Here is an 11,944-nt window from a genome sequence, read left to right on the forward strand (position 1 = left end):
CCGCTCTGATAAAGCGGTTCTGGCAGCTGGCCAGTGTGCTTCTGCACTATAGCTGACGCGCACCAGCATGCATCATTTCCATTGAGCTGCAGGCCAAGCCAAACGCCATCGGCCACATCGGACCGGAACGCACCCCGTTCGCTAGCTTATCCACTTCCGTTGCTACGCACCCTTCGTTTAACACGCCTTCAAATAACATGATGCGCTCCTGCTTCGGAACATTCCCCGCTTGGCCGAAATCCCGAATTTATTTGACAATGCAAGTCGGCAGAAAATGCATGGCAATCGATGGACCGCCATTTAGTCGTGCGTTTCGAGCAGCCACTATGATGAGATGAGCGGACGGTGGCTTGCGTATTCAAGTTTTGGTGCTCATCAGCGCCCGCAACTGGACGCTTGTTGCATGTAACTCATAGTAGCGGCAATGACCGCTTCGGACCGCAACCTAGTCGATAGCGCCGGTGAGCATGTCGTCGCAATGGCTGTTACGAGCAACCTTTTTCGGGGTGTTCGTACATTCGATGTCGAACGCTACGGACGGTACGAAGAGCCAGCGATGAATCAGCAACCTACACAAGGGCGTTGGATCGGCAGCGATGAATTGGAAAAGTCTTGCTACACAAGGATTTTCTCGTCATACGTGCAGCAAACTGCATCGAAAGTATGATTACCCCTGTAAACGCTACATGACACGGCAGGCACTACTGTCCTTTTCGTTCGCTAGCGCGCCAAAGCCACCACGGCCGCACAACACGACGATTTCCCGTTCGAAATGCCGATCGTTAAACAAGTCGTAGACATTTTTCTGCTTCGCCATGGCGCTAAAATTGAAAAATTTTAGTGCAACCCGCTATTTGTACCAAGGCCAACCGGGCTGGGGGCGGGCGCCCCAGTTTTCGCGGTGTAGGCTTCGCGTATCCGCATGAAAATGATCCGAATTGCCGCAATTACGGGCACTGATAAAAAAATTCCCGCAATCCCTGCGATCTGGTCGCCAGCCAGCAATCCGATGATCACCAGCAGCGGCGCAACTTCAACTCCTTCGCTCATCAGATAGGGGGCGAGAACATAATCCTGCAACCCACGGTACGCCAGGATAAAGAAGAATACCCAAAGCAAATGTTCAAACCCGCTGAATCCAAGCACCGCCAGGAGCACGCCGACGGCTGCCAGTGGCCCGACGAAAGGAATAAATTCCAGAAGCGCCGCCGTCCCGCCCAAGAGCAGCGCGTAGGGGGCGCCCATGAGGGATAAGGCAGCGCTGTAGCTAATGAAGGTGGCCAACGACAGCAGCAGGAGGGCGCGCACAAAGCCAGCCAACAGCAGATCCAGGTCGCCCGTAATGCGTCCCCACAGCTTGCTTTGCGAACGATCGAGCAGCATCAGGAAATTCTGGCGCATTGCCGGTCCTTCCTTGATCAGCATAAAGCTGAGAATCGGGATCAGAATCAGGTAGATCAGGTTGCTGGCCAAATGCAGTACGCCAACTCCTAGGCGTTTGGCAAAGGGGACAGCCTGGCCCGCTCCGGCTTGCACCTGTTCCGTCACAAACGCAACCATCTTATGGCGCTGCGGTTCGAGAAACCTTGGCAAGGGGATCCGTTCCGAGACGTTGGCGACGTCGAGTAGTTTGGGCAAGTCCTGGCTCAGGCGCACCGCTTCATCAACGATCCGACTCCCAAACACAGCGCCAGATACACCAGCGAGCGCAATCAAAAACAGGAACACCATCGCAACGACGGCGGTTCGAGGAATGAGGCGGGGCTTGTAACGCTCCCCGATTCGAACCAGCGGGTAAACCAGGTAGGCGAAAAAGATCGAAAGCACCACGATCAACAGGGTGGCCCGAACCATGTAGAGTAGGTACAACACCGCAGCCAACAGGAATACGGTCCATGCGGCCTTTGCCGCGCGGGTATCAATGCCAAGCATACATCCTCCAATTATGGTCAAGTCAGGACAACCGCAGATGGAGTCACCATCATGCCTTCTTTCGTCATGGTTGGTTGCAACGCAATGAATGCAAGTGCAGGGATTTGCTGCGATCACGGTGCCGTTATGTGAGGCTAACCGTGAATTTCGGATACCGACGATGACAGCAGTGGGTTTTTCGATGGATGGTCGGATGCCCCGGGAACTGATGGTGAATGCGTTACGCATGGCACTCTTCCGCAGCAAACTGGCACCGGTATTACTGCGTCATTCGGTTTGCGGACGATCCTCAGGACGGAAGAATATAGTGCAATTAGTGCAATCGCCCCTTGGCTGACACCCAGGCTTTCCGAAAGCAGCTGGTCAAATTTTAGGCGCAGACGTTTCTTCTTGGCTACGATGCCGGAGCAATTCAGTTCGCAAGAAGTTCCTTCGAAACTATTCCAGAAAAACGTCGCGCACTGCTTACTCCCGCAATGAACTGAGAAGAAGTGCCCTTGTCGTAATTAACTGGAAGCAGAGACAAGCCAAATCCAAAAAAGTGACGTGAAATTCAATCAAGAAAGAGCGTGAGATGGAGGCTAATACTGTATTGATCATCACAAGTAATGACAATGATGCCTTGATGATTGAAGAAACGTTAAAGAAGGCAAGAGACGGCCCTTTTATTACCGCCCGGGCGCGCGACCTGTCCGCGGCGCAGAACCGGTTACGCAGGGGAGGCATCGACATCGTTCTTGTCGACCTGTTCCTCAAGGATAGCGAAGGAGGCGCAACTTTTGATGCGCTGTTTCAGTTGAAACCTTCCGTTCCCATCATGACGCTGTGTGATGAGGAAAACGAGGCCACCGCCATCGAGGCGGTACAACACGGTGCGCAGGGCTATCTGTCAAAGGGGTATTTCTCCAACACGCTTATCCCACAGGCGTTGCGTAGCATTATCCAGCGCAAGAAGATCGAGGAAGCGCTCTACGTCGAAAAAGAGCGCGCCCGCGTGACGCTTGAATCCATCGGCGATGGCGTACTCAGTACCGACGTGGATTGCAATATCACTTATCTCAATCCGGAAGCCGAACGAATGACCGGATGGTCGCGCGACGAAGCACGCGGACGGCCGATTGCTGAAATCTTTCACCTCATTAACAGCGATACGCGGCAGCCTGCCAAAAACCCGGTTGAAGCCGTTATTGCAGACAAGAAGAACATGGCTCTGTATGCCAGGTCGATCCTCGTTCGACGGAATGGTTATGAAGCGCCGATTGAAGATTCCGCTGCACCGATTTTCGACAGAAACGGCAACGTGACTGGTGCTGTCGTCACGTTTCGCGATGTGTCGGAAACCCAGGCGATGGCGCAGAAAATGGCGCATCTCGCGGAACACGATTATCTCACCGGCTTGCCGAACCGCTTGCTTCTCAGTGACCGCCTGTCCCAGGCTATCGCCTACGCCGTGCGTCATCATTCCAAACTTGCCGTCTTTTTTTTGGATCTCGATAACTTCAAGCATATCAATGACTCGCTCGGCCATGGTGTAGGAGACGAGATACTCAGCGAGGTCGCGAAACGCCTGACGTCGCAGGTTCGCCACTCCGACACCGTCAGCCGTCTGGGCGGTGATGAATTCGTTGTGCTGGTTCTGGAAGATACCGATGTCGAACATTTTCCCGTCACTGCAGAGAAAATTCTTCGGGCGCTGGCTGCACCGCATCATCTCTCAGGCAACGAACTGCATGTCACGACAAGTATCGGTATCAGTCTGTTCCCAGAAGATGGGGCCAATGCCGAAACCCTAATTAAAAATGCCGATACTGCGATGTATCACGCGAAGAAAAAGGGGAAAAATAACTTCCAGTTCTTCAACAGCGAGATGAACGCCCGCGCAGTTGCACGACAGACGACGGAAGTCGGGCTGCGCCGGGCCATTGAGCGTGACGAGTTTGTTTTGCATTATCAACCCAAGGTCGATCTCGAATCAGGAAAGGTGACTGGGGCGGAAGCGCTGATCCGATGGCAGCATCCGCAACGCGGCACCGTCCTTCCCGAATCGTTTATTCCGGTGGCCGAGGACTCTGGTCTGATCGTTCCCATCGGGAGCATTGTCCTTCGAAAAGCATGCGAGCAGCTCAAGAAGTGGCGGGAAGAAGGGTTGGCGCCAATCGTCGTGTCGGTGAATATGTCCGCACTCGAGTTTCGGGACAAACGCTTCTCGAGGAATGTGCGTCAGCTACTGCAGGAAACCGGTGTGGCGTCGCACCTGCTCCAGCTGGAGTTGACCGAATCTGCTCTCATGCGCAACATTGAAACAAGCATCGCGATTCTTCGGGATCTCAAGCAGATGGGAGTGCAGATCGCCATTGACGACTTCGGGACCGGCTATTCGAGCCTGAGCTACCTGAGCCAACTCCCTATCGATGTGCTGAAGATCGACCGGTCCTTTGTCCATGCAATTACGGGCAATAACGATAATGGTGTGATCGTGAGCGCGGTCATCGGCATGGGGGCGAGTCTCAGTCAAAGGGTGATTGCGGAAGGCGTCGAAACCAAGGAACAACTCGACTTCCTTCATGCCCATCATTGCGATGAAGGCCAAGGCTATTTATTTAGTGCTGCGATGCCGGCCGAAGAGTTTGGTCGATTTTTCACGGCAGCCAATTCTACCGGGATAGGTTGCTTGCAGTAGCCATACTTGCACCAGATGCATTCGCTGCAGCATGCGCCGCAAAGCAAGATCGCTCGACGAGAATTATTTGACAACAAACAATAAATGAATGGGAGACTGACACGCAGCCTTGCACACAGCGCTCGTCGAAAAAGCGGTGTTCAGTCAACAGCAAGCGATTGAAAGAATCGCTGATGCGGACTGAAAGGCTTTCGGAACGATGGCGCGGGTCTTCATGCCTGGCAAAGAGCCATCGCAACGGCAACGAAAAGCGCCATCCGTGCATGGCGCCCCATGGCGACCAACAGGCTGATGCCGATCGCCCGTCAAACTGCATACCAGAGCACCGCGAAGTAATGGCATACAGTCCCGGCAAGGACAAAGAGATGCCAAATGAAATGGCCGTATTTCAATCGTGAATCGGCCGCAAAAAAGCTTACACCCACCGTATAAGACAAACCTCCGGCAAGCAGGAGCAGAAGACCAGTTCGCGGCATATGTGCGACCAGCGGCACAGCGGCCACGACCACGAGCCATCCCATTAACAAATAAAGGCTTGTCGACACCACCGGATGGGAGCCTAAGCCAAACACCTTCAGCGCAATCCCGACAGCGGCAATCGTCCATACCGCGCCGAACAGTGACCATCCCCATGCCCCTCGGAGAATGCCAAGCGTAAAAGGCGTGTACGTCCCGGCAATCAACAAATAAATTGCGGAATGCTCGATCATCCGAAACACCCGCTTTGCCTTCCCGCCCGGTAGCGCATGATAGAGCGTCGATGCGAGGTAAAGAATAATCATACTTGTCGAGAACAATGCCATCGCAGTGACAACGCCCGCGTCATCGCGCTTTACCGCTTGCATGATCAGGAACGGTGTGCCGACAAGTGCCGCGATAAAACCGATTCCATGGCTAACGCTGTTTGCCATTTCTTCTGGCTGCGACTGGATGCGCATGGTCCTTGTTGCAGATCGCTGCATTAGTGCTTCATTCATTCGACGGTAGCACGGTATGGCATTCAAGTTTTGGAATAGCCTGTACCGCTGTTTCCGGCAAAGCGCTCAGTAGTACGCCCATCAAACAAAAAGCGGCGGGTAAACCCACCGCTTTCCCTATTTGCGCTGTGAGCTCACTTATTTCTATTTTCTAAAAGTATCCCTCACGTTATCTGCCGCTTTATCCAGTGTGCCGGTGACATCGCCAGCTGTTTTCTGGGTCTTGCCTTCGGCTTGGGTCTCCATCCCACTGGTTTCCTGGCGATGGCTTCCAACCATTTGGCCGAATTTCCGTTGAATCTTGCCGGCTGCATCCTTGAGGCCGCCTCTGATTTGATCGCGATTCATGTCGTCTCCTTTCTTGCAGAAAGAACTAGTCGCTGAAGTTTGAGTGCTATCGTGCCATGGGGTTCCAGTCGGAATGAAATTTCAATTCAAGCTGGTGCGACAGAGGGACGGCTATCGGGTTCGCAATATTGGGAGAAGGCAGCCTCGTTGATCCAACATGATGTACGACCGGGGACCAGCGCAGGAGAATAGTTCCTGGTGATGTGAAATGAAAGCCGTGCTCCATACGCAAAACGACCCTCTGGTAACAATGTATCAGGGCATGCCGTCACGGCCACATGCGGCGGCACTACCTGCGTATCCGATTGTTTCTGTTCGCTAGCGCACAGACTGGCCCCAACAATCAGCCCAACATATAAATATTAAGATTGAAATTTCATATCGGCCTTGTATGCGACCCCAGAGTGATGTCACTGCTGGCTTCGACTAAATTGATCAAGGAGCGCTGCCATGCGTTATCACCCAACTATTATCAATAACGGCGCCATACCTGCTTCGTTAAACATAAACCTCCGCAATAGGCCACTTTCGTCGTCAGCTGCAGATCAGAAAAGGCGAATGAAAGGGACCAGGCATGACGATGATGCGCAAATTGCGCGAGACGTGATGAATGAACTGCGATTGGAAACGTCTCTATCCGCCATGCAGATTAGTGTGGCGGTGAAGGACGGTATTGCGACATTGAGCGGTCGAGCCGATGGCAATGGAGAATTGTCGTTGATCGAAACCGCGGCACGACGCATTGCGGGAGTGAAAGGAGTGATGATGAAGCTGGAACTTCGTTCGCCGGAACTAGGCATACGCAGTGACGATGACATTTTGAGCGAGTGCGAAAACGTGTTGGGCGTGGCAATGTCCGGCCCAAACAACGGTGTCAAAGTGCGCGTCAATAATGGATGGGTATCCCTGTCGGGAGACGTGGCGTGGGGCTACGAGCGATGGATGGCCGAAGCCGCAATAAGTCAACTGCCGGACGTGACAGGTGTCAACAGCCAGATCCATGTTCGGGAGAAAAAATGATTAATTTGCTGTGGTATTGGGCAAGAGGCGATCGAATTCCTTCTTGACGACCGCATAGCATTCACATGCCAGGGCCTCCACTCCCTTCCGGTCGATCACGGTGATGTGGCCACGGCTGTAATGGATCAGGCCGGCGGCTTGCAGTTTTCCTGCTGCTTCCGTTACTCCCTCGCGTCGCACGCCAAGCATGTTTGCAATCAGTTCTTGTGTCATCCGCAATTCATTTGAAGAAAGACGATCAAGGATAAGCAACAGCCATCGGCACAATTGCTGTTCGATTGAATGGTGACGGTTGCACACTGCTGTCTGCGCAATTTGCGTAATCAGTGCCTGTGTGTATCGCAGCAGTAGATGCAGCATGGGGCCCGCGCGATTGAACTCGTCTTTAAGAAGCTGCGCTTTCAAGCGATATCCATAGCCGGAACTTTGCACAACCGCCCGGCTGGGAGTCGTTTCACCACCCATGAACAGGGATATGCCCAGTATTCCCTCATTGCCGACCACCGCAATTCCAGTCGACGCGCCATCCTCCATTATATGCAGCAGCGATATGATCGATGTGGTGGGGAAATAAGCGTGCGCCATCCGGCTTCCCGACTCGTACAAGACGTCGTCAAGATGTATGGGCACGAGTTCCAGTTGAGGCGAGAGGCGTGCAAACTCGGCTGGCGACAGCGCCGCCAACAAACGGTTTTGCTGCGGGTAATGCTCTGGAAACATGATGAGAATCGATCCCGGGGTTTATGTCGTCAAATACTGAGTTTTTACGGAGGCCCAACACACTTTGGAATAGGGGGGAAAGTTATGTGTCCCTCTATATGTGCGCTTTCGCACCGACATCGTGATCAGTTTAGTAGATGCTTGAAATGTTGGGGTGGCCAGCAGGCTGTTTTAACGGGCGGCGAAATGAAGCCAGCTGCCAGGACCGTCATCCGGTGAGCGTCGCCATAGGGGTGACGCCGGTATTACTCAGAAGGACTGCATCATGAAAACGCAAGATATGAATTATTCCCATCTACCGACAGGTATCCGAAACGACGGAATCACCGCACTGGAAAGAGCGCATCGAGATGCCGCGCTGGATGAGGCGTTACGTGAAAGTTTTCCGGCGAGCGATCCGATTGCCGTGAGTTTCACGTCCCCTTATGCACCCGACATGGCGACGGTGCCGAATAGAGATTCGCAAATCGAAAATGAAAAACGCCAGATGGCTGAACTTGGCGTTACGTACGATGGACGTAGCTACCGCTACAAGGAGTATCGTTATGACCTCCTTTCCGATGCGCTCAACTACGCACGCCTGGAACACTCCAGTTCCTCATACCTGGAAGAGCAGGAAGAGGCTCCTGCCCCGCCACAATGGATAGAACCTGACAAGCCCACAGAAGCGGACAAGCGGATGATGGAAAAACTCGCCATCACGTTCGACGGCAAGTATTACCGATATCACGATTATCGTTATGACCACCTCGTGGACGCCATCCACTACGCACAGCAAACACGATCGTCAGGCGCAATGTAGGTCTTCCAACGTGTAGGCTATAGTCGCAACGAGCCTTCGGGTATCAAGGCCGCGCAGGATTTTTTGCTGTGTTCGCGCAGTTATTTCTGAATGGCTTAAATGCGGTCCCGTTGACGTTCCGTGAAAAGACCCGTAAGGTCCGTTCATACCCATCCCCCCTTTACTTTCAAACATACGGAAAGTTAAGGCATGAAAACCTCATCCCTTATCGCCGTAGCCTTTTCAATCGGCGCCATTGCCAACATGCACTCTTCGGTCAGTGTCGCTTCATCCTTCATGACAAGTTCGGTGTCCGGTTCCTCGCACTCCAATAGCGAGCTGACGTTTACAGGCAATAGTGGCAGGCATACAGTCAACGATGACGTGGTTGAGGTCAAAAGCGGAGTATTGGAAGTGAATGGCATTTCCTATGGCAAGGTAAGTGACAAATCGGTCATCAAATACATTGTCCACGGGAACAAAAAGGCGATCTACATCGATGGAAAGCTCCGCGAGCCGGATCGCTAGGCTTGGCAGCGCCATAGCGAAAATCCTTCAAACAATGGGACTGGCAACAAGGCGCCGAACCGCAAAATCGAATACAGGGCGAGATTGAAATAGCAGGATGTCAACGGCAATTTAAAACTGACAGTTTAGCCGAAGCTAAACCCTTAATTTTTTGCTGACTATTTTGAGATCGCAGGGAATTACATGTACTGCATGCCTTAATTGGAGGGGATTACCGGGGCAGCTATGTCGTATTACAGGCGTGCCGAAGAAGCCTGAAACGTAGAATAGCCCCCGCCATTCTTATGTCTTAATGCATGTGACAAACTTCTGAGCTTTATTCCAAAGGAACACTTGACACACCCAATTCAAAACGTTCAGCAGGTACTTACAAACTTAGCAGGAAATTTACAAACATAATTGGAAAACTTACAGACATAATTGGAATTCTTCATGAGCGCGCGGTTGCTGCCCGGCTTATTCGACCGTCACGGATTTCGCCAGGTTGCGCGGCTTGTCGACATCCGTGCCGCGCGCCAGCGCAGTGTGATACGCCAGCAGCTGCAGCGGCACCACGTGCAGGATCGGCGACAGATGGCCGTAGTGTTCCGGCAGCCGTATCACGTGCACGCCTTCGCTCGGCGCGATGCGCGAATCGGCGTCGGCGAACACGTACAGCTGGCCGCCGCGCGCACGCACTTCCTGCATGTTCGATTTCAGCTTTTCGATCAGCGCGTCGTTCGGCGCCACCGTCACCACCGGCATTTCCTGCGTCACCAGCGCCAGCGGGCCATGCTTCAATTCGCCGGCCGGGTAAGCCTCGGCGTGGATGTACGAGATTTCCTTCAACTTCAAGGCGCCTTCCAGCGCGATCGGGTAGTGCAGGCCGCGGCCGAGGAAGAGGGCATTCTCCTTGCGCGCGAATTCCTCCGCCCAGGCGATGATCTGCGGTTCCAGCGCCAGCACCGCGCCCACCGCCGCCGGCAGGTGGCGCATCGCCTTCAGGTGCGCCGCTTCCTGCTCGTCGGTCAGGCGTCCGCGCACCTGTGCCAGGCACAACGTCAAGAGGAACAGCGCCGTCAGCTGCGTGGTGAATGCCTTGGTCGATGCCACGCCGACTTCGACGCCGGCGCGCGTGATGTAGGACAGCTTGCATTCGCGTACCATCGCGCTGGTGGCGACGTTGCAGATCGTGAGCGTGTTGTTCATGTCCTGCGAGCGCGCGTGCTTCAACGCCGCCAGCGTGTCGGCCGTCTCGCCGCTTTGCGAAATCGTCACCACCAGCGCGTTCGGGTTGGGCACGCTGTCGCGGTAGCGGTATTCGCTGGCGATTTCGATATTGACCGGCAGGCCGGCGATCGATTCGATCCAGTATTTCGCGGTCAGCCCGGCGTAATAGCTGGTGCCGCAGGCGAGGATCAGCACTGAGTCGACCTTGTTGAAAATGCGGTAGGCCTCGTCGCCGAACAGCTCCGGCGCGATGCCGGTCACGCCTTCGAGCGTGTCGCCGATGGCGCGCGGCTGCTCGAAGATTTCCTTTTGCATGTAGTGGCGGTACGGGCCGAGCTCGGCCGCGCCGGTGTGCGCGTGCACGGTGCGCACCTCGCGCTGCGCCGGCTTGCCGTCGCCGTCGACGATCCAGTAGCGCTGCAGCTGCAGGTCGACCACGTCGCCTTCTTCCAGATAGATGATCTGGTCGGTGGTGCCGGCCAGTGCCATGGCGTCGGACGCCAGGAAGTTCTCGCCGTTGCCCACGCCCACGATCAGCGGCGAGCCCTGGCGCGCGCCGACCACGCGGTGCGGCTCGTCGCGGCAGAACACCGCGATCGCATAGGCGCCGTGCAGGCGCCTGACCGCCTGCTGCACAGTCTCGAACAGGTCGCCGGTGTACATGTGGTCGATCAGGTGGGCGATCACCTCGGTGTCGGTCTGGCTTTCGAAGACATAGCCGGCCGCGCGCAGTTCCTCGCGCAGCTCGTCGTGGTTCTCGATGATGCCGTTGTGGACCAGCGCGATGCGCTCGCGCGAGAAGTGCGGGTGGGCGTTATGCGAGGCCGGCGCGCCGTGCGTGGCCCAGCGCGTATGCGCAATCCCCGTAAAGCCGGCCAGCCCGGCCTTCTCGACCTGCGCCTGCAGCTCGGCCACGCGCGAGGTGCTGCGCGAGCGCTGCAGCGCGCCGTCGACATGCAGCGCCACGCCGCAGGAATCGTAGCCGCGGTACTCCAGGCGTTTCAAGCCTTCCAGCAGGATGGGGGTGATGTTGCGCTGCGCGACCGCGCCGACGATGCCACACATAAGGTGCTCCTTCTTGAATTCGGGTAACAGCCGTAATCGTAGAAGAGAGCGGTTGAAATAAGTTTGCGAAATTTCAGAGAAATTGAATTAATATTTCTCACTTCGTTAGTGATGAAATATTATTTCATCATGCAATGTTATTTTTTCTGAATTCATGTCCGAAGACAACCTCATGCTCGACGAGCTGGACCGGCGCATCCTGAACGCCTTGCAGGCGGATGCCTCGCAGACCAATAATGAGCTGGCCGCCAGCGTGCACGCCTCGGCACCGACCTGCCTGCGCCGGGTCAAGCGGATGGTCGACGCCGGCGTCATCCAGCGGCAGGTGGCGATCGTCGCTCCGGAAAAGGTGGGGGCTGGGCTCACGGCTTTAGTCGAGATCACTCTCGATCACCAGGCCGCCGAGCGCATGGTGGAATTCGAGGCGCTGGTGGCAGGCGAGCCGGCCGTGCTGCAATGCTACCGGGTGTCGCCCGGGCCGGATTTCGTGCTGGTGGTGCAGGTGGCGGACATGCCGGCCTACCACGCGCTGGCGCACCGCCTGTTCGCCTCGCATGCGAACGTGCGCAACGTGCGCAGCTTCTTTTCCATCCATCGCAGCAAGTTCGAGACGCGCATTCCGCTGTAAAAAAACGGCGAAAAGCCTGATCTGGTTTTTCGCCGTGTCCGCCGGGGTGAAACGCG

The 11,944-nt window shown here is 55.1% G+C and carries 10 protein-coding genes and 1 pseudogene; 5 read left to right on the forward strand and 6 right to left on the reverse strand.

The window, feature by feature from the left end:
- Nucleotides 1-58 precede the first annotated feature (58 nt).
- Both FAY22_RS22505 and FAY22_RS20395 read right to left on the reverse strand, forming a co-directional pair.
- Nucleotides 59-199, reverse strand: a pseudogene (locus FAY22_RS22505) (NADH-quinone oxidoreductase subunit B); the annotation flags it as partial.
- Nucleotides 200-837: 638 nt separating this feature from the next.
- Nucleotides 838-1,932 (reverse strand): AI-2E family transporter, encoded by a 1,095-nt coding sequence (locus FAY22_RS20395; RefSeq protein WP_146332585.1) that lies wholly within the window; start codon nucleotides 1,930-1,932, stop codon nucleotides 838-840.
- A gap of 574 nt (nucleotides 1,933-2,506) precedes the next feature.
- Between FAY22_RS20395 and FAY22_RS20400 the strand changes: the two genes are divergently transcribed.
- Nucleotides 2,507-4,612, forward strand: coding sequence for a bifunctional diguanylate cyclase/phosphodiesterase (locus FAY22_RS20400; RefSeq protein ID WP_146332587.1), 2,106 nt, complete (start codon nucleotides 2,507-2,509; stop codon nucleotides 4,610-4,612).
- 305 nt (nucleotides 4,613-4,917) lie between these two features.
- On the opposite strand, the gene FAY22_RS20405 is transcribed toward FAY22_RS20400, so the two are convergent.
- Complete coding sequence (locus FAY22_RS20405) at nucleotides 4,918-5,589, reverse strand: hemolysin III family protein (RefSeq protein WP_246860591.1); 672 nt, start codon at nucleotides 5,587-5,589, stop codon at nucleotides 4,918-4,920.
- Between the two features lie 144 nt (nucleotides 5,590-5,733).
- The gene (locus FAY22_RS20410; RefSeq protein WP_146332589.1) at nucleotides 5,734-5,937 is read right to left on the reverse strand and encodes a CsbD family protein; all 204 of its coding nucleotides are present in this window, start codon (nucleotides 5,935-5,937) and stop codon (nucleotides 5,734-5,736) included.
- Between the two features lie 450 nt (nucleotides 5,938-6,387).
- On the opposite strand from FAY22_RS20410, the gene FAY22_RS20415 reads away from it, so the two are divergent.
- The gene (locus tag FAY22_RS20415) at nucleotides 6,388-6,957 is read left to right on the forward strand and encodes a BON domain-containing protein (protein ID WP_146332591.1); all 570 of its coding nucleotides are present in this window, start codon (nucleotides 6,388-6,390) and stop codon (nucleotides 6,955-6,957) included.
- Here the strand turns inward: FAY22_RS20415 and FAY22_RS20420 are convergent, their stop codons facing one another.
- The gene (locus FAY22_RS20420) at nucleotides 6,958-7,677 is read right to left on the reverse strand and encodes a Crp/Fnr family transcriptional regulator (protein ID WP_146332593.1); all 720 of its coding nucleotides are present in this window, start codon (nucleotides 7,675-7,677) and stop codon (nucleotides 6,958-6,960) included.
- A 265-nt stretch (nucleotides 7,678-7,942) separates the two neighbouring features.
- Here FAY22_RS20420 and FAY22_RS20425 point away from each other — a divergent pair, with 265 nt between their 5' ends.
- Both FAY22_RS20425 and FAY22_RS20430 read left to right on the forward strand, forming a co-directional pair.
- On the forward strand, nucleotides 7,943-8,479 hold the full coding sequence (locus FAY22_RS20425; RefSeq protein ID WP_146332595.1) for a hypothetical protein: 537 nt from the start codon (nucleotides 7,943-7,945) through the stop codon (nucleotides 8,477-8,479).
- A gap of 189 nt (nucleotides 8,480-8,668) precedes the next feature.
- A complete protein-coding gene (locus tag FAY22_RS20430; RefSeq protein ID WP_146332597.1) occupies nucleotides 8,669-8,986 on the forward strand; it encodes a hypothetical protein in 318 nt (105 codons plus the stop codon).
- 456 nt (nucleotides 8,987-9,442) lie between these two features.
- Here the strand turns inward: FAY22_RS20430 and glmS are convergent, their stop codons facing one another.
- Nucleotides 9,443-11,260, reverse strand: coding sequence for a glutamine--fructose-6-phosphate transaminase (isomerizing) (glmS, locus tag FAY22_RS20435; protein ID WP_146332599.1), 1,818 nt, complete (start codon nucleotides 11,258-11,260; stop codon nucleotides 9,443-9,445).
- A gap of 154 nt (nucleotides 11,261-11,414) precedes the next feature.
- Here glmS and FAY22_RS20440 point away from each other — a divergent pair, with 154 nt between their 5' ends.
- Nucleotides 11,415-11,888: an Lrp/AsnC family transcriptional regulator gene (locus FAY22_RS20440; RefSeq protein ID WP_146332600.1), complete on the forward strand. Its 474-nt coding sequence runs from the start codon at nucleotides 11,415-11,417 to the stop codon at nucleotides 11,886-11,888.
- The last annotated feature ends 56 nt before the right edge of the window (nucleotides 11,889-11,944 follow it).

This window comes from Noviherbaspirillum sp. UKPF54 (assembly GCF_007874125.1).
Lineage (GTDB): Bacteria > Pseudomonadota > Gammaproteobacteria > Burkholderiales > Burkholderiaceae_D > Noviherbaspirillum.

Bases quoted from the DNA above. Each gene is read 5' to 3' on its own strand.
- FAY22_RS20415 (WP_146332591.1), top strand. From the start codon at position 6,388: ATGCGTTATCACCCAACTATTATCAATAACGGCGCCATACCTGCTTCG.
- FAY22_RS20395 (WP_146332585.1), bottom strand. From the start codon at position 1,932: ATGCTTGGCATTGATACCCGCGCGGCAAAGGCCGCATGGACCGTATTC.
- FAY22_RS20400 (WP_146332587.1), top strand. From the start codon at position 2,507: ATGGAGGCTAATACTGTATTGATCATCACAAGTAATGACAATGATGCC.
- FAY22_RS20440 (WP_146332600.1), top strand. From the start codon at position 11,415: ATGTCCGAAGACAACCTCATGCTCGACGAGCTGGACCGGCGCATCCTG.
- FAY22_RS20425 (WP_146332595.1), top strand. From the start codon at position 7,943: ATGAAAACGCAAGATATGAATTATTCCCATCTACCGACAGGTATCCGA.
- FAY22_RS20410 (WP_146332589.1), bottom strand. From the start codon at position 5,937: ATGAATCGCGATCAAATCAGAGGCGGCCTCAAGGATGCAGCCGGCAAG.
- glmS (WP_146332599.1), bottom strand. From the start codon at position 11,260: ATGTGTGGCATCGTCGGCGCGGTCGCGCAGCGCAACATCACCCCCATC.
- FAY22_RS20420 (WP_146332593.1), bottom strand. From the start codon at position 7,677: ATGTTTCCAGAGCATTACCCGCAGCAAAACCGTTTGTTGGCGGCGCTG.
- FAY22_RS20405 (WP_246860591.1), bottom strand. From the start codon at position 5,589: ATGAATGAAGCACTAATGCAGCGATCTGCAACAAGGACCATGCGCATC.
- FAY22_RS20430 (WP_146332597.1), top strand. From the start codon at position 8,669: ATGAAAACCTCATCCCTTATCGCCGTAGCCTTTTCAATCGGCGCCATT.